This is a genomic window from Paraburkholderia sp., from assembly GCF_050742655.1.
In the GTDB taxonomy this organism is placed as follows: Bacteria; Pseudomonadota; Gammaproteobacteria; order Burkholderiales; family Burkholderiaceae; genus Paraburkholderia.
Map to the genome: position 1 here is coordinate 125,499 of NZ_JBOIGG010000008.1, position 21,588 is coordinate 147,086.

21 protein-coding genes are annotated in these 21,588 nt (G+C 63.7%); 13 read left to right on the plus strand and 8 right to left on the minus strand.

The window, feature by feature from the left end; all coding sequences use genetic code 11:
• The first annotated feature begins 353 nt into the window (after nt 1–353).
• Entirely contained in the window at nt 354–776 is a 423-nt protein-coding gene (locus ACREXZ_RS13595) for a MarR family winged helix-turn-helix transcriptional regulator (RefSeq protein WP_431764604.1), read from the plus strand.
• Between the two features lie 215 nt (nt 777–991).
• The gene (locus tag ACREXZ_RS13600; RefSeq protein WP_431764744.1) at nt 992–2,308 is read left to right on the plus strand and encodes a chloride channel protein; all 1,317 of its coding nucleotides are present in this window, start codon (nt 992–994) and stop codon (nt 2,306–2,308) included.
• Nucleotides 2,309–2,374: 66 nt separating this feature from the next.
• Here ACREXZ_RS13600 and ACREXZ_RS13605 read toward each other — a convergent pair whose 3' ends face one another.
• A complete protein-coding gene (locus tag ACREXZ_RS13605) occupies nt 2,375–2,629 on the minus strand; it encodes a hypothetical protein (protein WP_431764605.1) in 255 nt (84 codons plus the stop codon).
• Between the two features lie 92 nt (nt 2,630–2,721).
• On the minus strand, nt 2,722–4,590 hold the full coding sequence (locus ACREXZ_RS13610) for a chloride channel protein (protein WP_431764606.1): 1,869 nt from the start codon (nt 4,588–4,590) through the stop codon (nt 2,722–2,724).
• Between the two features lie 617 nt (nt 4,591–5,207).
• On the opposite strand from ACREXZ_RS13610, the gene ACREXZ_RS13615 reads away from it, so the two are divergent.
• Entirely contained in the window at nt 5,208–6,614 is a 1,407-nt protein-coding gene (locus ACREXZ_RS13615; protein WP_431764607.1) for an MFS transporter, read from the plus strand.
• An 84-nt stretch (nt 6,615–6,698) separates the two neighbouring features.
• Here the strand turns inward: ACREXZ_RS13615 and ACREXZ_RS13620 are convergent, their stop codons facing one another.
• The 4 genes from ACREXZ_RS13620 to ACREXZ_RS13635 form a co-directional block, all read right to left on the minus strand.
• Nucleotides 6,699–7,718 carry an alpha/beta hydrolase gene (locus tag ACREXZ_RS13620; RefSeq protein WP_431764608.1) on the minus strand — a complete coding sequence of 340 codons (1,020 nt, stop codon included), beginning with the start codon at nt 7,716–7,718 and terminating at the stop codon, nt 6,699–6,701.
• A 99-nt stretch (nt 7,719–7,817) separates the two neighbouring features.
• Nucleotides 7,818–8,243 carry an organic hydroperoxide resistance protein gene (locus ACREXZ_RS13625; RefSeq protein WP_431764609.1) on the minus strand — a complete coding sequence of 142 codons (426 nt, stop codon included), beginning with the start codon at nt 8,241–8,243 and terminating at the stop codon, nt 7,818–7,820.
• Between the two features lie 116 nt (nt 8,244–8,359).
• Nucleotides 8,360–8,920 carry a TetR/AcrR family transcriptional regulator gene (locus ACREXZ_RS13630; protein WP_431764610.1) on the minus strand — a complete coding sequence of 187 codons (561 nt, stop codon included), beginning with the start codon at nt 8,918–8,920 and terminating at the stop codon, nt 8,360–8,362.
• 83 nt (nt 8,921–9,003) lie between these two features.
• The gene (locus tag ACREXZ_RS13635) at nt 9,004–9,894 is read right to left on the minus strand and encodes a LysR family transcriptional regulator (protein ID WP_431764611.1); all 891 of its coding nucleotides are present in this window, start codon (nt 9,892–9,894) and stop codon (nt 9,004–9,006) included.
• A gap of 124 nt (nt 9,895–10,018) precedes the next feature.
• On the opposite strand from ACREXZ_RS13635, the gene ACREXZ_RS13640 reads away from it, so the two are divergent.
• The 8 genes from ACREXZ_RS13640 (at nt 10,019) to ACREXZ_RS13675 (ending at nt 16,847) form a co-directional block, all read left to right on the plus strand.
• Nucleotides 10,019–10,912 (plus strand): alpha/beta fold hydrolase, encoded by an 894-nt coding sequence (locus tag ACREXZ_RS13640; protein WP_431764612.1) that lies wholly within the window; start codon nt 10,019–10,021, stop codon nt 10,910–10,912.
• 107 nt (nt 10,913–11,019) lie between these two features.
• Nucleotides 11,020–11,328, plus strand: a complete 309-nt coding sequence (locus tag ACREXZ_RS13645; protein ID WP_431764613.1) for a hypothetical protein — start codon at nt 11,020–11,022, stop codon at nt 11,326–11,328.
• A gap of 399 nt (nt 11,329–11,727) precedes the next feature.
• Nucleotides 11,728–12,072, plus strand: coding sequence for an H-NS family nucleoid-associated regulatory protein (locus ACREXZ_RS13650; RefSeq protein ID WP_431764614.1), 345 nt, complete (start codon nt 11,728–11,730; stop codon nt 12,070–12,072).
• A 287-nt stretch (nt 12,073–12,359) separates the two neighbouring features.
• Nucleotides 12,360–13,691, plus strand: coding sequence for an MFS transporter (locus tag ACREXZ_RS13655; RefSeq protein WP_431764615.1), 1,332 nt, complete (start codon nt 12,360–12,362; stop codon nt 13,689–13,691).
• 35 nt (nt 13,692–13,726) lie between these two features.
• Nucleotides 13,727–14,530: a class II aldolase/adducin family protein gene (locus tag ACREXZ_RS13660; RefSeq protein WP_431764616.1), complete on the plus strand. Its 804-nt coding sequence runs from the start codon at nt 13,727–13,729 to the stop codon at nt 14,528–14,530.
• A 31-nt stretch (nt 14,531–14,561) separates the two neighbouring features.
• Nucleotides 14,562–15,494 (plus strand): 2-hydroxyacid dehydrogenase, encoded by a 933-nt coding sequence (locus ACREXZ_RS13665; RefSeq protein WP_431764617.1) that lies wholly within the window; start codon nt 14,562–14,564, stop codon nt 15,492–15,494.
• 236 nt (nt 15,495–15,730) lie between these two features.
• The gene (locus ACREXZ_RS13670; protein ID WP_431764618.1) at nt 15,731–16,336 is read left to right on the plus strand and encodes a hypothetical protein; all 606 of its coding nucleotides are present in this window, start codon (nt 15,731–15,733) and stop codon (nt 16,334–16,336) included.
• A gap of 127 nt (nt 16,337–16,463) precedes the next feature.
• Nucleotides 16,464–16,847, plus strand: coding sequence for a hypothetical protein (locus ACREXZ_RS13675; protein WP_431764619.1), 384 nt, complete (start codon nt 16,464–16,466; stop codon nt 16,845–16,847).
• A 41-nt stretch (nt 16,848–16,888) separates the two neighbouring features.
• Here the strand turns inward: ACREXZ_RS13675 and ACREXZ_RS13680 are convergent, their stop codons facing one another.
• Entirely contained in the window at nt 16,889–17,848 is a 960-nt protein-coding gene (locus ACREXZ_RS13680; RefSeq protein WP_431764620.1) for a LysR family transcriptional regulator, read from the minus strand.
• A gap of 166 nt (nt 17,849–18,014) precedes the next feature.
• Between ACREXZ_RS13680 and ACREXZ_RS13685 the strand changes: the two genes are divergently transcribed.
• Entirely contained in the window at nt 18,015–19,520 is a 1,506-nt protein-coding gene (locus ACREXZ_RS13685) for a sugar ABC transporter ATP-binding protein (RefSeq protein WP_431764621.1), read from the plus strand.
• A gap of 98 nt (nt 19,521–19,618) precedes the next feature.
• Nucleotides 19,619–20,575, plus strand: coding sequence for an ABC transporter permease (locus tag ACREXZ_RS13690; RefSeq protein ID WP_431764745.1), 957 nt, complete (start codon nt 19,619–19,621; stop codon nt 20,573–20,575).
• Here the strand turns inward: ACREXZ_RS13690 and ACREXZ_RS13695 are convergent.
• Nucleotides 20,572–21,510 (minus strand): LysR family transcriptional regulator, encoded by a 939-nt coding sequence (locus tag ACREXZ_RS13695; protein ID WP_431764622.1) that lies wholly within the window; start codon nt 21,508–21,510, stop codon nt 20,572–20,574. The two genes, ACREXZ_RS13690 and ACREXZ_RS13695, sit on opposite strands and share 4 nt — an antisense overlap.
• Nucleotides 21,511–21,588: the final 78 nt, after the last annotated feature.

Consider the following 21,588-nt stretch of genomic DNA (forward strand, 5'->3'; position numbering starts at 1 on the left):
AACCTGTACGTACGACGGAGCCCGCGCGTAGGCGTTGCCCCACGCGAAGGTCGCAAGACCCAAGGCCAGCGCGAAACTGAAGCAGTTCGTCATTTGTGCTGTGTCATCTGATTCCAGCTACCGCATCAACACCGCGCAGCCATTCTCCTCTTGCCGTCGAAACACCGGTATACCCGCACAAATACCCGGCACGATCCAACACCTTTGTCCGGCCCTGGGTCGAGGTAGTGTGGCGGTTACACTACCAGCCCCATGCCTGCTCGCGGAAGCAGGTGGGCACTGCTATTGTGAACCTAGTCTAGGCACGGTATGACATATTTTCAACCCGATGTTCAAATCCTGGAGGAGCTTCGATGAGTCCACGCAAAAGTGCAACCTCGCAGGGTCCACAGAAGCACGATCTGGAAACCATGTCGGAATTTCGCTATCAGCTGCGACGATTTCTCCGGTTTTCAGAAGAAGTGACGCACGCTGAAGGAATTACATCGCTGCAATATCAGCTGCTCCTGCATGTGCGGGGATTTCGCGGTCGTCAGTGGGCAACAGTCGGAGAACTCGCCGAGCGATTGCAGGCGGCACCCAATGGAACCGCTGCACTGGTTTCCCGTTGCGAGGCAGCAGGGCTTGTCGTTCGGCGCCCAAGCGACACAGACCGGCGGCAGATTCAGGTGCACCTGACATCGAGAGGCGAGCGTTGCCTGCTGAAGCTGGCAGCGCTGCACAAATCGGAGATTGTTTCGGCTGGCTGGCTGTTCGCCGCGTCGACCAGGTCATGAGAGTTGCCTCCCGGCGGGCACATCCTCACAGTGGATCACGCCAGGTTTCAGCGCAGCGCGTCGTTCGGCGAGACGCGTTGGGAAGGTAGTGCCTCGCCGGGCCGAAGCGAATCGCTTCAGACTGGCGAAAGCCTTGCGCCGGCGTGCAGGCATTTATGTCACATCGTGCCTTACCGTTTATACTGGCTTTTTTTCGAGGACGCACCGTGATACGCATGCTCAGGTTCATCGACAGACGTACATTTCAGCATGCGCATCGACTGTGGCTGCACTACGGAGTGTTCTGGCTGGGCACGATCGTCGTCGGGCTGCTCGCGGTGGCCTATGCGAGACTGATCGATGCCGGATATGAAACGTTCCTCCGGTATGCCGCGCAATATCGCTGGCTTCCGCTACTGGTCACGCCGGCTATCGGCGCCGCGTGCGTCTGGCTCACACGCCGTTTTTTCCCGGGCTCGGAGGGTAGTGGCATCCCGCAGGTCATTGCCAGCCTGCATGGCTCCCGCGAACTCGGTCAGCGCCTTCTGACGATCAGGATCCTGGTGGGCAAGATCCTCGTGTCCTTCCTTGCGATCCTGGGCGGTTTCACGATCGGCCGCGAGGGGCCGACCATTCACGTGGGTTCCGCGCTCATGTTCAATCTGCGGGTTTTCTATCCCGCCCGCTTTCGCGCGATCCGCGGGGGAGCGCTCGAACGCAGGCTGGCGCTTGCCGGCGCAGCCGCGGGTCTGTCGGCCGCGTTCAATGCTCCGCTGGCGGGCGTGGTCTTCGCCATCGAAGAACTGACCCGCAGCTTCGAGGAGCGGACAAGCGGGGTGACGATTACGGCGATCGTCTTCGCAGGCGTCGTGTCTCTCGGACTTCAAGGTAACTACACGTATTTCGGAACGATCGACGTCGGCTCGCATTTCCCCGATCTGCTCGCGCTCGCGGTTGTCCTGATCGGGGTTATCGCAGGCGTCGCGGGAGGCATCTTCTGCTGGCTCCTGCTCAATACACAGCGCTGGATGCCGGATGTCCTGTCGAGCTGGCGCATGCGGCAACCCATCGCCTTCGGTGCCGCATGCGGCCTGCTGGTTGCCATCATCGGCGTGCTTTCGGGAGGGCACACGTTCGGCAGCGGCTACGCGGAAGCGCGAGGGATGCTGGAAGGTCGCGCGCACCTGACCGTTCTTTATCCGGTGTTCAAGATCGCTTCGATGGTCGGTTCGTACCTGCCGGGCTCCCCGGGCGGTCTGTTCGCTCCGTCGCTTGCAATTGGCGCGGGCATCGGCAATGCGATTCATCTCCTGCTTTCGCAGATGCAGCTGCCGATGTTGATTGCACTCGGCATGGTGGGCTATCTGGCCGCTGTCACGCAGAGTCCCATCACGGCGTTTGTCATCGTGATCGAGATGATCAACGGGCACGCACTCGTGATTTCATTGATGGCGACTGCGCTGATCGCGAGCCGCGTATCAGGACTTTTCGCTCCACCGCTCTACGAGGCGCTGTCGGAGCGCTACGGCGACCATTCCACAAAGCGGCCCTGAAGTCGCGGCGTTTGCGGCCGGCGGGTTGTCAGGCGAGGCTCGCCAGCCGGGCATGGTGCGGCTGCTTCACAGGCCGATGTAGTACGTCTGTACGTCCATTTCCTCGGCCCATATCTGCACGTCGAGCATGTCCTGAAAATCGACAGCAACGCCGTCGTAAAGGCAGCAGAATCCTTGCGCTGTGCGATAGACGATTACCCACTGCGGGATAGCATCGCTGCGAGCCGTCGACCAGGACCGGAGTGAGTCCTCCAGTTCGTCGAGGTGCAGTACCTTGGCGATGCGCTTACGGGCGACATCCAGCCCATGGGGCAGTTTCATTTCACTCCTTGTGCTGATGGCGACGGAAGCCGCGTTCCGCATGCGCGGGCTGCATGGGCAAAAACCATGCAGTGGCCGGGTCCGGGGTCGATCTACCCCGGAAATATCCTGATGCTGCTCGCGACGGCGTCGGCGATGTGCTCCTTCGCAATCACGCCGAGCACGCGAACGGGACCATGACCCTCCTCGAGTCCAACCACGACTGCCATGACGGCATGCTGTTTCCAGAGCCGGGTAATTACCCCGAATGCAACTTCGCTTTCCCGCACGACGATGAAGTTGCGTTGCGCAAGAATGCCAAGCGTCACGTCCGCATCGCTCTGACTGACGGCACGCCGCAATCCTGTGTTGATCCGCAGCACGCCGCAGATCTCGTTCTCCCTCGTGACCACGACGTGCCGGAACGGCGGACCTTCCGCGCGTGCGAGCGTGTCCCGGAAGGGGACCTTTTCGTCGAGTACGAAGACGTCGGTTTCCATCACCTGCGCAGCGTTCTGTACGAGAAACATGTTGGCATGCAGCGCATTGGGGATCGGATGCCCCCGTCGTGCCAGCTTGAGCGTATAGATGCTCTCGGGCGTCAGCAGTCTACGTATGCCCAGACTGACCGCCACGGCGATGATCATCGGCAGCACGATGTCGTAGTCGCGGGTCATCTCGAAGATCATCGCCACGGCCGTCATGGCGGCCCCCGTGCCGCCGCCGACCATGGCGCCCATTCCGACCATCGCAAACGCGGCTGGACTCACTGGAGCCCCAGGCAACGCCATCGAAACGAGCGACGCGAATGATGCCCCAAGCGTCGCACCGACGAAGAGCGACGGCGAAAACACGCCACCCGACGAGCCGGAACCGAGACTGACCGAGGTCGCCAGCGTTTTGCACAGGGCCAGCACCAGCAGGAATACCCCGCCTTGCAGTTGACCGTAGAGTGTCGCCTGAATCGTCGCGTAGCCGACGCCCTCGACGTAGTAGTGGCCTGCATAGCGCCACAGCAGATACATGGTCAGGCCGACAATCAGCATGCCGCTGGCGTGCCGCGTGTAGCGGCCAGGTAGACGGTCGAAAGCATCTTCGGCCCAGTGCAGCGAGCGAATCAGCAGAGCGGCGGCGGCACCTGTCACCGCACCGAGCAGCGCATAGAGCACCAGGGTGAACGCGCTGCCTGGCTGGTTCGGAATTGCACCGAGCTGGGCGGGCACGAAGAAGGCTGGCGCGACCCCGAAGAACAGACGGCCGATGAAGGTTGCCGTGCCCGTGGCAATGGCTACGGGCAGAAACGTGTTGACGCTGATTTCAGGCATCATCAGTTCTGTGGCGAACAGCACGCCGCCAATCGGTGTGTTGAACGTCGCAGCGATGCCGGCACCCGCGCCGGCTGCCACCAGCGTGATGCGCTGGCCGGCTGTCATCCGCACGACCTGGCCCAGAGTCGAACCGAGCGCGGAGCCTATCTGGATGATCGGCCCTTCGCGTCCAACTGCCGCGCCGGAGCCGATCGCCAGCGCCGACGCAATCGATTTCACGACGGCAACCACTGGACGGATGATGCCGTGCTTGTAATAGATGGCGTCCATCACTTCTGGCACACCGTGACCTTTTGCCTCAGGCGCGAAATTGCTCACGATCCAGGTGACCGCGAGGCCGCCTGCGACAGGCACGAGGATGACGAATGCGCCCCACGGGGAGGCCGGCGTAAAGTGGCTCGCATCGTAGGCAAAGGAAAAGTGGCCGAGAAAGAAGGCGTTGTGTACCAACCCGATCAGGCCGCGGAAAACGACAGCGCCGAACCCCGTTACGATACCCACTACGAAAGCGAGAACGCACAGCCCGTATAGCGCGATCGGTATGGGAGTTTCTTCGTCGGCATGTGTCGCCGGGTGTGGCTGCAGAGGTGCAACCTTTACGCGCCGCGTCTTGCTGGCGATGGTCTCGTCGGGCCGGTCGGGGCCGTCTGTCATGGTTTGTCCTCCTGCCCGAACTACGTCGCACCAGGAATCGCGTACCGTAGCATGGTAGTACATGGCGCTAGTGAGAGACTGCGAGGCGATCGTCGGCGAGGTCGCGCAGACGTCGTCGAAAAGAGGCGATGCGCGGTAGACCGCACGGCGATGGTGCGACGCTCCATCGCACTGCACCAAACCTATTCGTAAAGCGACATTCAGGCGCCTGGAAGCTGCGCTCGCCAATTCGCATGCGGTCGACGCGACGTTTATCGACGCACGCGGAGCGAGGTGGGCACCCGGAGGCGAATGCCTCGCCGCACAAGGCCCGCGCGGCCGGTTCGGCTCATGCTGCCCGGTGCCGTGCGCCACCCCTGACGCACACGCAGCACGCGTGGCATGGCTATTGCATTGTCGGGCCCGAGGTCAACGGAGACCTCGACATACCGGATTTCGACTGGGCCGCGAAGCGCACTGCGACGGCCCGAGGGGCAACGGCGTCCCGAACCGCGGCGTGCTTACCGAGCGATTGGTAAGCATCCGCGATTCGGGACGCTTTTTTTTGCGGCTTCGTTGCTCCGTCGCGATCTCGCCGTCGTCGCCATCGCCATCGCTACGCCCTGTGAGAGTGACCTATGACCCATCTGCTGAATTCGCTAAAGAGCGGAAACTGGCGCGCGCTGCTCGCGTGCTTTCTGTATTTCGACACGGGTTTTACCGTGTGGGTGATGTTCGGGCCGCTCGCGCCGTTCATCCATAAGGACATCGCGATGTCGCCGGCGGAGCTCGGCTTTCTGGTCGCGGTGCCGGTGCTCGGCGCGGCGATCCTGCGGGTGACCCTCGGCAATCTCTATCAGGCCTACGACGGCCGGCGCATTGCGCTGCTCGGCGTCGCGCTGTCGGCGATTCCGTCGGTCGTGTTGCTGTTGATGCAGGGTGCGCCGTCGTACACGTTGCTGCTCGTACTGGGTGTGTTCCTCGGCGTCGGCGGCGCGAGTTTCGCGGTGGCGTTGCCGATGGCGGGCAGCAACTATCCGCCGAAGGTGCAGGGCCTGGTGCTGGGTCTCGCGGCGGCGGGCAACATCGGCGCGGTGCTCGACGGCTTCATGTTTCCGAGTCTCGCGGAACGCTTCGGCTGGGCACATGCGGCCGGCGCCGCTCTGCCGCTGCTCGCGCTCGCCGCGGTCGCGCTGTTTTTCTGGGCGCAGGATCTCGGGCCGAAATCCGGCAGCGCGCCGAAGGCGCTTCGCAGCTTCTGCGTGACGCTCGTGGGTCTGCTCGCGCTCGTGCTCGTGGTCCATGCAGGCGTCCTTGGCGGAGGCAAAACAGGCGTACTGCTGCTGCCGGTGCTCGGTGCGCTGCTCGCGATCGCCGTGCTGCCGTCGCACTATCGTGCGGTGCTCGCGGAAGGCGACACGTGGGTCGTGATGCTCGTCTACAGCATTACCTTCGGCGGTTTCGTCGGGATGTCGTCGTATGTGACGACGCTGCTGGTTTCGCTGTACCAGATGCCGCGTCTCGAAGCGGGGCTGTTCATGTCGCTGCTCGCGTTCATCGGCGCGCTGGTGCGGCCGATCGGCGGACTCGTCGCCGACCGCATCTCCGGCGTGCGTGCGCTCGTGCTGCTGCTGGCCGCCATTTCGTTATGCGATTTCGCGTTTGCCGCATGGATGCCGCCGCTGTCCGCAGGCATTGCGCTGCTCGTCGTCACCTATCTGTGCTTCGGGCTTGGCAACGGCGCGACGTTTCAGCTCGTACCGCAACGCTGGAAGGGCAAGACCGGGTTGATGTCGGGCATTATCGGTGCGGCCGGCGGGATCGGTGGATTCTATCTGCCGGTGATCATGGGCATTGCGAAGGAAAGCACGGGCAGCTACCAGATGGGTTTCGCGACGTTCGGTGTGCTGTCGGCGCTGGCATTCGCGCTGGTCGTACTGCATCGCGCACGCTGGCTGCAATGGGCGCTGCCGAAAGACAGCGGCGTCACAGCGGATGCGCCGTTGCCTGGCGGTGCGGCCGTCACGATGGATGGTCGTGCCTGACGCTGTATCGCTATATCGCTGTATCGTTCACGGCAGAAAAGCCTGCACACGTGCAGGCTTTTCTGCTTCAGGGCTACCGGTTCGTTACTTCGCCAGCGCGCCGCGCAATGCGGCATTGGCCTGTGCGATAGCCGCACGCGTGGCCGGGGTGTCGGTGAGCGCGTTGAGCATCACGAAGTCGTGGATCGTGCCTTCGTAGCGCACTGCAGTCACGCGCACGCCGGCTTGCGACAGCTTGCGGGCATACGCTTCGCCTTCGTCGCGCAGCACGTCGTTTTCGTCGGTGATCACGAGTGCCGGCGGCAGACCCTTCAGATCGTCGAGCGTTGCGCGCAGCGGCGACGCCGTGATCTTTTCGCGGTCGGCGACGTTCGGTGCATACGCATCCCAGAACCACTTCATCGCGGCCTTCGTGAGCCACGGGCCGTTCGCGAATTCGTTATACGAGCCGTCGTCGAAATTCGCGTCGGTGACCGGATAGAACAGCACCTGATAGCGGAACTTCGGGCCACCACGTTCCTTCGCGAGCAGCGTGACCGCAGCCGTCATGTTGCCGCCGACGCTGTCGCCTGCGACCGCGATGCGATTCGCGTCGATGCCGAATTCCTTCGGATGGGCCGCCACGTAGGTCGTTGCCGCGTACGCCTGTTCGATCGGCACCGGGTACTTCGTTTCCGGCGAACGATCGTAGTCGACGAAAATCACCGCCACGTGCGCGCCGTTCGCGATCTCACGAACGAGCCTGTCATGCGTGTTCCTGTCGCCGAGCACCCAGCCGCCGCCGTGGAAGTAAATCACTGCGGGCAGTGTGCCGCTCGCGCCTTCGGGTTTGACGATGCGGATCGCCACCTTGCCCGTCGGGCCGATCGGCAGCACGCGGTCTTCGATGTGCGCGGGCAGCTTCGCCACCGGCTGCGCTTGTGCGCCGGCCAGTACGTTGCGCGCATCGGCGGGGGACAGCGTGTAGATCGGCGGGCCGCCGTGAGCCGCGAGGCCGTCGATGAACGCCTGCGTCGTGGGTTCGAGAACCGGCGCGGCATACGCGCCCGATGCGAGCGCGGTTCCGATAGAGGCGGCGACGATGAGCTTCTTCAATCCTTGCATGATCCTGCTCCTTCGAGAGATGAGGGCGATCTTTTTTCTATCTACATATAGATAGATATCGAGGCAAAATAAAACGCCGTCGAAACGGCGTTTGCTGCGTTACTGCAGGGAGAGCTTCACATCGATGTTGCCGCGCGTCGCGTTCGAATAGGGGCACACGATATGTGCTGCTTCGACGATGTGTTCGGCTTGTGCACGATCGAGGCCCGGCAGCGTGATCTTCAGTTCGACTTCAATGCCGAAGCCCGTCGGGATTGCGCCGATACCCACGCTGCCTTCCACTGTACCGTCGGCCGGGAACGCGATCTTTTCGCGTGCGGCGACGAACTTCATCGCGCCAAGGAAGCACGCGGAGTAGCCCGCGGCGAACAGCTGCTCCGGGTTCGTGCCCGCAGCGCCGGAACCGCCTAGTTCACGCGGCGTGGTCAATGCGACGTCGAGTATGTTGTCCGACGAGGTCGCACGGCCGTCACGGCCGCCGGTGGCACGAGCATGAGCGCGATACAGCACTTTTTCGATCGACATGTTGAGGCTCCTGTAGAAAATTCGATGATTAGGTATCTACTAATAGATAGACACCGGGTTAAAAAAACGGACTGCTCTGTTGCATCGCGGACAGGCTTCGAAACAACCTGCTCGCGTTACCCGACCCGCACCGAATTCACGACATCTTCGAGGCGAGCCTTCGAATGAAACAGGCGGCTTGCCAGCACACCGCCCTGAAACGACGCGTACAGCGCGCGCGCCGCGCTTTCCACTTTACCGCTCACACGCAGCGTGCCGCGTGCGGCGCCTTCGGCCAGCACCTTCGCCAGCCAGCTTTCGTTAGCCTTGAAAAAACTTTGCACGGCTTGCCGTACATTGTCCGGCAGCGATTCGATGTCCGCTGCCAGCATACCGCACAAACAGATCTGGTCGCCATTACCGAGCACGAGGCCGAACTGCTTCGCATACCGCTCGAGCTTTTTTTCGGCGGGCAACGCTGGATCTATACCACGTATGGCAGTCAATACTGTGTCGCTGTAGGCGTTCACGGCTTCGAGCGCCATATCTTCCTTGGTGGGGAAGTAGTAGTGGATGCTCGATGTCTTCACGCCGACGAGACCGGCAAGATCCCGGTAGCTGAACCCGTTATAGCCTCGGGTCATCAGCAGGGTCTGGGCGTGTTGCAGAAGCTGTTCGCGGACGGTTTGCGTTTCCATGAACAGCAGTCTATCTATCGATTAGTAGATAAGCAAGAGGCTTTCGAAAACTTTTTCACGAAGCGCTCAACGGGCGATCAAAGTCATGTGGGAAGCGCCGGCGCGCGGAACCCGCGGACTCTGCCGGTCTTTTCGACGGCGGCGATCAGTTCGCGCGCGGCGTGCGACGCGCCGTTCGAGAACGCGTAGAACTGCGTGTGCGGCAACGCAGGCATACCGTTGGCGGCGTCGAGGATGCGCAGTCCATCGCGCAACTGGCTGCGCGCGACCGGTGCGACCGCGAAGGCGGCTTGTGCCGCTGACAGACACCCCGCCATGCTGCTGCTCTCGAATACCACGCGCCACGTCTTGTCCGCCTGCGTCAGCGCGTTTATCGCGGCTTCGCGATAAACGCAAGGCTCCGGAAATACGGCGATGTGCACGTCGGCGTCGGGATCGAATGCGCTGTGGCTGTCGAAGGCCCAAACCAGTTCCTCCTCCCATAGCAACGTGCCGTTGGACGGCACCTGCGTGCATTGTTTGCCGAACACGACATCGAGCTGGCCGAGTTCCAGTTCCTTCGTCAGATCCCCGGTCACGCCCACTTTCAGTTGCACGCTCGCGCCGGGGTGGGTTCGTCTGAAGGTCTGCAGCACGTGCGGCAGCCACGCGCCTGTGAAGTCTTCCGACGCGCCGATCCGCAGACGTTCGGCAGTCGGCGCATGGCGAAGCCGGGCGCGCGCCTCCTGTTCCAGATGGACGATGTTGCGCGCGTACGCGTACAGCATGTCGCCAGCCGGCGTGAGCCGGAAACTGCGGGTGGTCCGCGACAGCAGGCGGGTTCCGGCCGCCTGCTCGAGACGCTTGATGTGTCCGCTGACCGCCGGTGCGGTCAACGCCAGTTGCTCGGCGGCGAGCGCGAAGCCGCCGGTGTCGACCACTTCGAGGAAGGTCCGCAACAACACGATGTCCAGTCCGACGTTAGCCGATTCCATGTTCACCACCGCATCCGAATTGATTGTGAAACGTGAAAAATAGCACGGAATTCTTCATCAATTCACGCAGGTAAGCGGCGTACTTTATCTCTTTCAGGCCCGTTTGAGATGAAGGAGGAAAGCGATGGAGAAGTACGCGTTTATCGGCACGCAAAGGCTCGAAGTGGGTTATCTGGAGTGGAACCCGGGCGGCTCGCATACCGCGGTGCTCGTGCACGGCTGGCCCGACAGCCCCGAGGGCTGGCGACCGGTCGCGGAGCGCCTCGCGCAGGCGGACTATCGGGTGCTGTGCCCGGCGCTGCGCGGCTTTGGTCCGACGCGCTTTCGCGATGCGGACACCCCGCGCAGCGGTCAGCTTGCCGCGCTCGGACGCGATCTGCTGGAGTTCATCGACGCGCTGGACCTGCATCAGCCCGCGCTGGTGGGGCACGACTGGGGCGCGCGTGCGGTCGCCAATGCATGCGGCCTGCGCGAACGCGCGGCGTCGCATCTGGTGATGCTGTCGGTCGGCTACGGCACGAACGATCCGCAACAGGCGCTGAGCTACCCGCAGGCGCGGAACTACTGGTATCACTGGTTCATGGCGACGTCGCGCGGACAGCATGCCGTCGAGCGGGACCGGCGCGGCTTTACGCGTCAGATGTGGGACACCTGGTCGCCTGCCGGCTGGTACACGCCAGCCGATTACGATGAAGCCGCCGCAGCGTTCGACAATCCGGACTGGGCGAGCGTGGTGCTGCATTCGTATCGTCATCGGTGGGGTTTCGAACCCGGCGATCCCGCCTACGAGGTCGACGAAAAGCGTCTGAACCCCGCGCCGGTCCTCGCGGTTCCCGTACTCGTGCTGCACGGCGCTGCCGACGCCTGCAATCATCCGGACAGTTCGGCGAACAAGGAGCGCTTTTTCAGCGACGCTTATCGTCGTGTACTGCTCGATGGCGTCGGGCATTTCCCGCAAAGAGAGGCCCCCGACGAAGTCGCGAGCGCGATTCTGGGCTTCTGTGGGGGCGCATCCTGACCGGCCCGCCGAGGCCGCGCCCGATGCGTTGAGCGCACATTGAACCGGACCCCGCCGGCGGAAGTGTTACGATGCCCTGACCAGGACGCAGGATGAGGGAGGCCTTTATGGCGACGTATGCTATCGACGGCGTTCGCATCGATCACGTTACCGGCCGCATCACACACGTGCGATGGGCGCTCGTTAATCCGAAGACCAACGAGCTGCTGTCGCCGCACGAGATCGTCGAGGTGAAGGCCGTCGTCGACGCGATGCACGCGGGCAATCTGGTCTGGTCGCTGTTCACACTCGGCGGGATGAATTTCCTCGGGCCGAAGATCAAGGCCGTCGCGCACATGGACGGCAACGACGGCATCGACACCGACATCCCCGACGGTCACATCGAAAAATCCATCGACGATCTACCCGCGATCTAGGCTTTAGCGCCCGGTGTCCACCCGCCGGCCGCGCTGACATGGCTGCGCGACGAGGGCGCACGGCACGGCTACGGATCGGAGGCGGCGTTCAAACGTGCGGCTGGACGCTCGCCGGGGGCGGTCAGGCGGTCACGCGAGAGTCTTGAAACGGTGTGACGGGATTGACCGCGATGCGCCCGGCGACGCATCTGTCTGCTGGACCGCCATCGTTAATATCGATGCGGAAAGCAAAAAAATGAATGTTAAAATCCCTCTTATATCGAAAAGCAGCCCTTGCATGAGGGTTCCACCAGCGAAGCGCGTGCCGCCCCGCGGACGTGGTTTCGTAACCCATTGATCGGTCAGGTGCCGTTTCCCCCGTGGAAGCATGCCGGGATTTATTCGTCCTGGCCGTTCTGTTTGAAGACCAAGGCTTCGTCGTCCATTGCGACGTCGTTGATTATTCGAGCGCGCACAGCCGGCCGGCCGGCGCGGCAAAACCGGTACGTCATGAAAGCACGAGCAGAACAACGGGTATTGGACTTCGACGGACAGGCGCGCGAGCGGTTGGTCCTCTGGATCCGGCACCGGATGGAAGAGTACGGGATCTCGATAGAGGATCTGGCCGCGGCGCTGCTCGCGGAAGCCTCTATCCCGAAGTATCGCGATGCGTACGGCAACGAATGGGACGGCCAGGGTGAGCGGCCGGACTGGATCAAACGGGCGATCAACGCGGGACAGGACATCGAGCACTTTCGATGTTGAGTCAAGGCTGAGCCAAGGCTGAATAGCGCGGGCGCTCCCCGCGCGCCTGCCGCGTCATACGGCCTCGTCACGACCCGCCGCATCGGGGCGCACGCGCGGATCCACCGCTGGTTTTCCCGTTCACTGCACTGAGCCGTGGCCTCGACCGACCCTTGAAACAGCCTCATTAACGCCAGTAATACTGATCATAAAAAAACGGCATTTGCCGGACGAATATTGGCTCCGGATAACTGCACGGTTCCCCGCAGTTCATCCGACCGCAGTTCATCCGACGATAGTGAGGCGCCATGACTCATCCGGTTAGTCATCCGGTTCAAACCCGCCAGCCGGTCCGCGCGGCGGCTGCCGCTTTCATCGGCACCACCGTCGAGTTCTACGACTTCTACGCGTATGCGACCGCCGCGGCCCTGGTGCTCGGCGAGATCTTCTTTCCCGGCACGAACCGCTTCGCGAGCACGCTTGCGTCGTTCGCGACGTTCTTCGCCGGCTTTGTCGCGCGACCGCTGTCGGGGATGGTGTTCGGTCATCTCGGCGACCGGCTCGGCCGCAAGAAAATGCTGCTGCTGACGATGTTCCTGATGGGCGCCGCGACGACCGGCATCGGCCTGCTGCCTACCTATGCATCGGTTGGCGTGTGGGCGCCGGTGCTGCTCGTCGCGCTGCGCATCGTGCAGGGCATCGCGGCGGGCGGCGAGTGGGGCGGCGCGGTGCTGATGTCGAGCGAGCATGCGCCGCAGGGCCGTAAGACATTCTTCGCGTCGTTCCCGCAGATGGGCAGCCCCGCCGGCTTGTTGCTCACGCTGATCGCGTTCCGTATCGTCACGTCGCTCGATCACGCGAGCTTCATTGCGTGGGGCTGGCGTCTGCCGTTTCTCGCGAGCTTCGTGTTGCTGCTGATCGGGCTCGCGATCCGCTTCGGCGTCGAGGAATCGCCGGAATTCGAGCGTGCGCGCGCCGCACGGCAACTCGCGACCGCGCCTGTGAGCGAAGCGTTGCGTTCGCATCTGCGACCGATCCTGCTCGGCGCCGCGGCCACGACGATCGGCGCGGCCGGCTTCTTCTTCACGAACACGTTCATGATCTCGTACGTGACGACGTGGCTCACGATCCCGAAGACGCTGATTCTCGACTGCCTGTTCGTCGTGACGATCATCCAGCTGCTGTCGCAACCGGTGTCCGCGCTGATCGCGACGCGGATCGGCGACGCGCGCTTCCTGACGCTGGCCGCGTGCGTGTCGATTTTCACGCCGTACCCGATGTTCGTGCTCGTCAACACGCAGCAGCCGGTGGCGATCGTCATCGGCATTTCGATTGCGGTCGTCACGCTGTCCGCGATCTACGCGGTGATCGCCGGCTTCATGAGCGCGGCGTTCCCGACGCGGGTACGCTATTCCGGTATCTCGATGGCGTACCAGCTGTGCGCGACCGTTGCCGCGGGCACGACGCCGCTGATCGGCACGATGATCGCGCAGCGCTACCAGGGACAATGGCTGCCGCTCGCGATGTTCTTCTCGCTGCTGTCGCTGGTATCGCTCGGCGGTATCGTCGGACTCGCGCGCTATCAGAATCAGGTGGCGCTGCGCAATGTACCCGACGCCGTCATACAGGCGGAAGCCTGATGCGCAGCGTCGACACCTTCATGGAGACACCCTCGATGACCGTACTTTCAACCGCCCCCGTTGCCGCTGCCGCGCACCGCTACAGCAGCGACGAATGGACTGTTCGCTGCGAACTGGCCGCGCTGTACCGGCTCGTCGCGCACTTCCGGATGACCGACCTGATCGACACGCACATCACCGCGCGCGTGCCAGGCCCCGAGCATCATTTTCTGATCAACCGCTACGGTGTGCTGTTTCATGAAATGCGTGCGTCCGATCTCGTGAAGATCGACGGCAGCGGCCGCGTCGTCGAACCTGATGCGGACGATAGCGCCACGCACGATGCGCGCCATCGCGTGAACGCTGCCGGCTTCACGATCCATTCCGCCGTGCATATGGCGCGGCCCGATCTGCACTTCGTCGTGCATACGCATACGTCGGCGGGCTCGGCGGTGTCCGCACAAAAGCAGGGCTTGCTGCCGATCAGCCAGCATGCGCTGAAGTTCTACGGCAACCTGTCGTATCACGACTACGAAGGCATCGCGCTCGACCTCGGCGAGCGTGAACGGCTGATCGCCGATCTCGGCGCAAACAATGCGATGATCCTGCGCAATCACGGGCTGCTCGCGGGCGGCGCGACGGTGGCCGCCGCGTTCCAGGAGATCTATTTTCTCGAGCGCGCGTGTCAGATCCAGGTGCATGCACTCGCGGGCGGCGCGGAACTCACGCTGCCGCCGGAAGACGTATGCCGGTTGACCGCAAGCCAGTTCCGCGGCGAAGCGGCGGACGACATCACGCAGCTCGCGTGGGAGTCCGCGTTGCGCCTGATCGACGACGGTCTGTCCGATTACCGCAGTTAAAACCCGCAGTTAAAACCACTTCGCTTCGCTCATGACACGCCTTCTGCTGCTCGCCGACTTCGACATGTCGGCCCTCGCCGGCCCGCTTGAGGAGCAGCTGCGTCCGCACGCGCCGCATCTGCGTATCTGCCTGCCGGGCGACCCCGATGCCGCCGACGCCGAGATCGCCGTGTGCTGGAACCCGCCTGCCGGCGCGCTCGCGACGTTGCCGAAACTCAGGCTCGTGCACAGCATTGCCGCGGGCGTCGACAACATCCTGAGCGATCCGACGCTGCCGGACGTTCCGCTATGCCGCGTCGTCGATCCGTCGCATGCGCAGGGGATGACCGAGTTCGTGATGTGGGGCGTGCTGCATTTTCACCGGCACTTCGATGCGGTGCTCGCGAACCAGTCGAAGGCATTGTGGTGGCGACCCGCGCAGACGCATGCGGCGCGTCGCAGGGTGGGTGTGATGGGACTCGGCACGCTCGGCGCGCGTGTCGCGGTCGAGTTGCAGCGGTTCGGTTTCGACGTGCGCGGCTGGTCGCGCGAACGCAAATCGCTGCCGGGTGTCGCGACGTTCGTTGCCGATGAGTTCGACGCGTTCTGCGCGGACCTCGACATCGTCGTGTGCCTGCTGCCGTTGACCGAACAGACGCGCGGCATTCTCGGCCGCGCGACATTCGATGCATTGCCGCGCGGTGCACGGCTGATTCACGCGGGACGCGGCGAACACGTCGTGCGGGCGGACCTGCTCGCGGCGCTCGCGGACGGGCAGCTTGGCGGCGCGATTGTCGACGTGTTCGACGTCGAACCGCTGCCGGCTGACGACGCGTACTGGCATGCGCCGAACCTGATCGTGACACCGCATATGGCTTCGGTGGCGAGCTACGAATGCATCGGCGAGCAGGTTGCGTATAACGTGCGGCAGCTGCTCGATGGGGGAGCGTTGCGGCATGTGGTGGATCGGAGGCGGGGGTACTAGGGCATTAGCGCTACGCGATGCAATTAGAGGAATTGCTCACTCAAGTTTTCCTTTTGCATGCCGTTGAAGCTGCCGTTGTAGCAATACGCGGCGAGCTTCGGTGCATTCGCGTCGACTGATGTCCCGGATTTACGTTTTAAAAACCAATTCCAATCCGACCTCCCATGAAAAAGACCCTCGCAATCTGCGCTATCGCGGGCACCCTCCTGACTTCCGGCTGTGCGACCGTTGTCCCGATGTCGCCGACGACAAGCACCGGTTCCGTTGACACGACACAAAACTCGTATGCGCTGATGACGGTGACGCTGAAGAACGCGTATCACACCAGCTATCAGCCGAGTCCGATCGTACTGAACCTCGAACGCGGCGCGGCCGACAGTCGCGAAGACCGGTTGAATTTCAAGTTCGACGACCAGGCGACCACCACCGGCGACGCCGGCAACCACTATTTCGTTCGCCTGCCGCTGGCGCCGGGCAAGTACACGATGGTTGGCATCACCGGGCAGAGCGGCATATTCCCGTTCCATGGGATGTTCTTCGCGCCGCTGCACGACGTCGTCGAAATCAAGCCGCACACGGTCGTATACCTGGGGCACGTCGACGCGACCGTGATCGAACGCAAGGATGGCGAACTGCGTGCCGGACCGCTGATTCCGCTGATCGATCAGGCGGCGACGGGCTTTAGCGGGGGGACGTGGGACATCACTGTGTCAGACCAGTTCGACGACGACATGTCGGCGTTCAAGAAAGACTTCCCGGCGCTCAGCAATGCGTCCGTCGATCGCGACGTGTTGCCCGCATGGGACAAACAGAAAGCGACGGAGTGGTGGGCCAGCCATTGACGTCGACGGCGTGAGTGCCTGGCGGCGAGACGACAGGGCAGGCACGAGCAATCCCGGATCCGGCTGCCAGAACCGGTGAATAAAAGGTAAGCTCATCGGCGTCTAGTCGCTAACGACCCTCACGCCGATGCCTTCCTCCGTCCGCAATTCGCTCCTCTGGATTTTCGACGCATTCGAGCGCGATCCGACCTACATCTGCAAGCGGATGTTCGGCTGCGATGCCGCGTATATCGATGGCCGGTTGTGTCTGGTGGCCGCCGATCGCGCGGCGCCATTCAACGGCTTGCTGGTGTGCACGTCGCAGGAGCGTCAAGCCTCGCTGATCGATGAAATGCCTGCGTTGCAGCCGCATCCGATGCTGCGTAAATGGCTTTATGTCGCCGAGGGCGATCCCGCGTTCGAAGACATCGCGGAAACGACGACCGCACTCGTGCTCGCACGCGACCCGCGCGTGGGCGTCGAGCCGAAGCCGCGCAAACGGCGCGGCAAGTCGGTGCTGCCGGGGGAGTAAATATCGCCGCGCGCTAGCTCGATGCGCGCATCCGGCACTCGTCATCGACGTTCCAGATATTCCCGGGCAAATTCCCGCATCTCGTCGAGAAACACCTGCTCGGCCGCGCGGAATTTTTGATCGCCGACCCACATCAGCACGACGTCGACATCGGCGACGCCTTCGTCGGGCGGCAGACGCATCATCCGGCCGCGCTCCACTTCGTCGAGTGCGACGTGCTCCGGCAGACAGCCGATTCCGAACCCCGCGTAAATCAGTCGCCGCACTTCGGTCACGCTTGCGGACGTCGCGACGACGCGCCCCGCGAAGCCGTGCTTGTCGCGAAACCACGTAAGTGCCGACAGCGAATTGCCAATCTGATCCGCGGCGAACGACACGACGTTCTCGCTCAGCAGATCGGCGGTGGTGAGTCCGCTGCGGCCGAACAGCGGATGATGTTTGCCGCAATAGAGCGCATAGCGCTCCCGCATGAATACCTGATGCTCGATGCGCTTGACCATGTGACGCGTCAGCGCGAGCGCCGCGGTGGCTGTACGCTGCAGCAGCGCGCTGACGATATCGGCGCTACGCAGCACCTGCACGTCGAAATCGATGCCCGGATAACGGCGATGAAACTGCGCGAGAAATTCGTCGTAGAGCGGAAACGTGACGCCGCTCACGGTGATGAGCCGCACGTGTCCGGTGATGTCGCGCCGGGTTTCTTCGAGCGGGCTGCGTTGTTCGTCGGCGAGCCGCGAGATGCTGCCGTAGATTTCCTCGGCCAGTTCGCGCACTTCTTCGCCGGCCGGCGTGATTTCGATACGCGGCCCGTTGCGTTGCACGAGTTTTCGGCCAAGCTGTTCCTCGAGGCGCCGCAGCGCATGACTCACCGCGGGCTGTGTGATGTGCAGCCGGGCGGCGGCGCGGCTCACGCTCTGCTCGCGGGCGATGACGAGGAACGTGCGCAGCAGGTTCCAGTCGAGGCGATCGTTGAGCAGCGCGGCGTGGATGGAGTCGGTCATCGTGCGGGGGCGAAAATGGAGGGGCAGGCGGGAGCATAGGACGATAAATTTGCGGTGAACAGGCGATTGCTGATTTTGCCTGATAACCATATGACCAACACTTCGTTGGCCCCCTCCGCACGCACCGCTAGCATGACCGGTCGACCTTCAGGCCGAGCCTGCCCCAATGACACCTCCCGTTCTCACCGTTTCCGCCCTCGCGAAGCGCTTCGGCGCGACCGTCGCGCTCGATCACGTCGATCTGTCGATCGGCGCCGGCGAGATCGTTGCATTGATGGGCGCGAACGGCGCGGGCAAGTCGACGCTCGTGAAGATTCTGAGCGGCGTGTATCGCGCAGACGCGGGTACGTTGTCGCTTGCGGGTCGCCCATTCGCGCCCGACTCGCCGCAGACCGCGAAGCGGCTCGGCGTTGCGACCGTGCATCAATCGATCGCCGACGCGGTCGTGCCGTCGCTGTCGATCGCAGACAATCTGCTGCTCGACCGGCTGTGCGATGCGGCCTCCGCGTGGCATACACCGCCGACTGCACGTTTGCGCAGCGCGGCGCCGTTTGCCGCGCGCGTCGGGCTCGACGTGGATCTGTCGGCGCCGCTCGCGTCGCTGCCGCTTGCCGCGCAGCAACTCGTCACGCTCGCGCGCGCACTCGCCACGCGGCCCGCGCTGCTGATCCTCGACGAACCTACCGCGAGCCTGTCCGCGCCCGAAGCCGAGCGTCTGTTCGCGTTGCTCGACACGTTGCGCGCGGAGGGCGTCGCGATCCTGCTGGTGTCGCATCGTCTCGGCGATCTGCGCCGGCTCGCCGACCGCGTCACGATCGTGCGCGACGGGCGCATCGTCGCCGATCTACGTCCGCCGGTCGATTTCGATGCGGCTGTCGAAACGATGATCGGTCGGCCGTTGCGCGACGCTCATGAACGTGCTGCCGAAACGCGGCAATCAGCCAGCGAAGCCCACGCCGCCGCGCCCGGCTTTCGCGCACACCGTCTGCAGCTCACGCCGCGTGCGGTGCCGTTCGATCTCGATGTGCGACGCGGCGAGATCGTCGCGATCGCGGGACCGGTCGGCGGCGGCAAGTCGCGTCTTGCGCGCGCGATCTTCGGCGCTGAACGGCTCGCGGCCGGCCGCATGTCGCTCGACGGCGAGCCGTGGCAGCCGCGCTCGCCTGCGCAGGCGATTCGCGCGGGCGTGTTTCTCGCCGGCGAGGACCGCTGGCGCACGTCGCTGTTCGCGGACAGCGTGCCGTTCGCGTCGATCGCCGGCACGATCAGCTTTCCGTTCCTGCCGCGCTGGTTTCCGCGCGGCACCGTGCGGCGTGCGGTCGAAGCACGCGCGGCAACCGACGCGATCGTGCGCTTCGGCATCCGCTGCACCGGCCCCGCCGATCGCCTGACGAAGCTCTCCGGCGGCAACCAGCAAAAGGTCGTGCTCGCGCGCTGGCACGCGCAGCCCGCGCGGCTGTTGTTGCTCGACGAACCGTTTCAGGGTGTCGACGCCGGCGCCCGCGCCGATATCGTCGACACGCTGCGCGCCCATGCGCGCGAACGCGCGACGCTCGTCTTCGTCAGCGACCTCGAAGAAGCATTCGAGATTGCCGATCGCGTCGTGCACTTCGACCGCGGCACGATCGATCCCGCGGCGCTTTCCGAATCCGTTCACCCCGTTCCATCATGAAGACTGACCTGGTTTCCGCGACCCCTCCAGACGCTTCGTCCGGTCTGACTGAACGTCGACCACGCGTCGCATGGCGCGTGCATCTCGAGCGCACCGGCATGCTGATCGTGCTCGCGCTGCTGGTCGTCGTCTTCACCGCGAAGGAGCCAGCGTTCCTCAACGTCGACAACCTGTTCAGCATCCTGCAGGCCGTGTCGATCGTCGCGCTGCTCGGCATCGGCGTAACGATCACGCTCGCCGCGGGTGGTTTCGATCTGTCGGTGGGCAGCGTCGCGGCATCGGCGCAGATGGCCGCGAGCTACGTGCTGATCGTCTGGCATGGCAACGCGCTGGCAGCGGTCGGCGCATGCCTCGCGCTCGGTATCGGCGCGGGGCTCTTCAACGGTCTACTGATCACGCGGCTGCGCGTGCCCGATCAGCTCGCGACGCTCGGCACGCTGTTCCTGCTCGCCGGTCTGCAGCTGATTCCGACCGGCGGCCGCTCGCTCGCGACGGGCACGGTGCTGCCCGACGGCACTGAAACCACGGGCACGTTTCCCGATGCGTTTCTCGCGCTCGGCCGGCTGCGTCTATTCGACGTCGTGCCGGTGCCGGTCGTGCTGCTTGCGGTGTTGACGGTGATCGCGTGCGTCGTGATGGAAACGACGCGCTGGGGCCGCGTGATCTACGCAATCGGCGGCAATGAGACCGCGGCGCGGCTCGCGGGCGCACCGGCCGCGCGCTACCGTATCGCGGCGTATGTCGCGTCGGGCGCGATCGCATCGCTGGGCGGTGTGCTGATCGCGGCGCGGGTAGGGCGCGGCGACGTCAGCGCCGGCCATTCGATGCTGCTCGACGCGGTGGCCGCGGCGCTCGTCGGCTATGCGGTGTGGGGCGCGAAGCGGCCGAACGTTTTCGGCACGGTTGTCGGCGCAGTGTTCGTCGGCGTGCTGCTGAATGGCCTGACGATGCTCAATGCGCCGTACTACATGCAGGATTTCATCAAGGGCGTGCTGCTGGTCGGTGCGCTCGCGCTGACGTTCGGCGTGGGGCGCGATGCAGCGGCGCGCGGTTAGCGGGTTCGTCGTGCCGGTCGTGTCTGTCGTGGCACGACGTTGTTTGAGGCCGGCGCCGGTTTGCGCGCCAGGTCGACGAACGCCTTCAGGTAATCGATTTCAATGTCGGTCTCACGGGCACCGAGGAAAATCTGCTTGGCGATGCCTTTGCGTCCGAGGCGTACCGGGACGAGGTTCATCTTGCCCGCGTACTCTTCGACGAGCCAGCGAGGCAGCGCCGCGACGCCCCGGCCGCTTTCGACCATCTGCAGCATGATGTCGGTGGTCTCGATCGTCTTGTGCCGCCGCGGTGTGATGCCCGCAGGCATCAGAAACTGGTTGTAGATGTCGAGCCGGTCGGTCTCCACCGGATAGGTGACCAGCACCTCCTGCGTCAACTGATCGGGCTTCACGTACTCGACCGTCGCAAGCGGATGCTCGCGATTCACCACCAGCACCTGCTCGTAGTCGAACACCGGTTCGAAGCGCAAGCCCGGCTTGAGCAGCGGATCGGGCGTCACGAGCAGATCGATCTCGTAGCCGAACAGCGCGCCGATTCCGCCGAACTGGAATTTCTGCTTGACGTCGACATCGACATCCGGCCAGCGCGCGAGATAGGGCGACACGACCTTGAGCAGCCACTGGTAGCACGGATGGCATTCCATTCCGATGCGTAGCGAGCCGCGTTCGCCCTGCGCGTACTGGCCCAGACGCTCTTCGGCAAGATCGAGTTGCGGCAGTACGCGGTTGGCGACGGCAAGCAGGTATTCACCGGCCTGGGTCAGCCGCAGACTGCGCCCCTCGCGTAACCAGATGTCGGTGCCTAGTTGCTGCTCCAGCTTTTTCATCGAGTGGCTGAGGGCGGACTGCGTCACGCAGAGGATCTCCGCCGCGGCCGTCAGCGAGCCGTGCTTGTCCACTGCCTGAACGATCGACAGATGAATTCTCTCGAGCATGGTGTATGAGTGAAACTAATGCGTTGTTGAATTAACACCATTTTACTTCATATGTGGCCTTCGCTACGATCGGCAGAT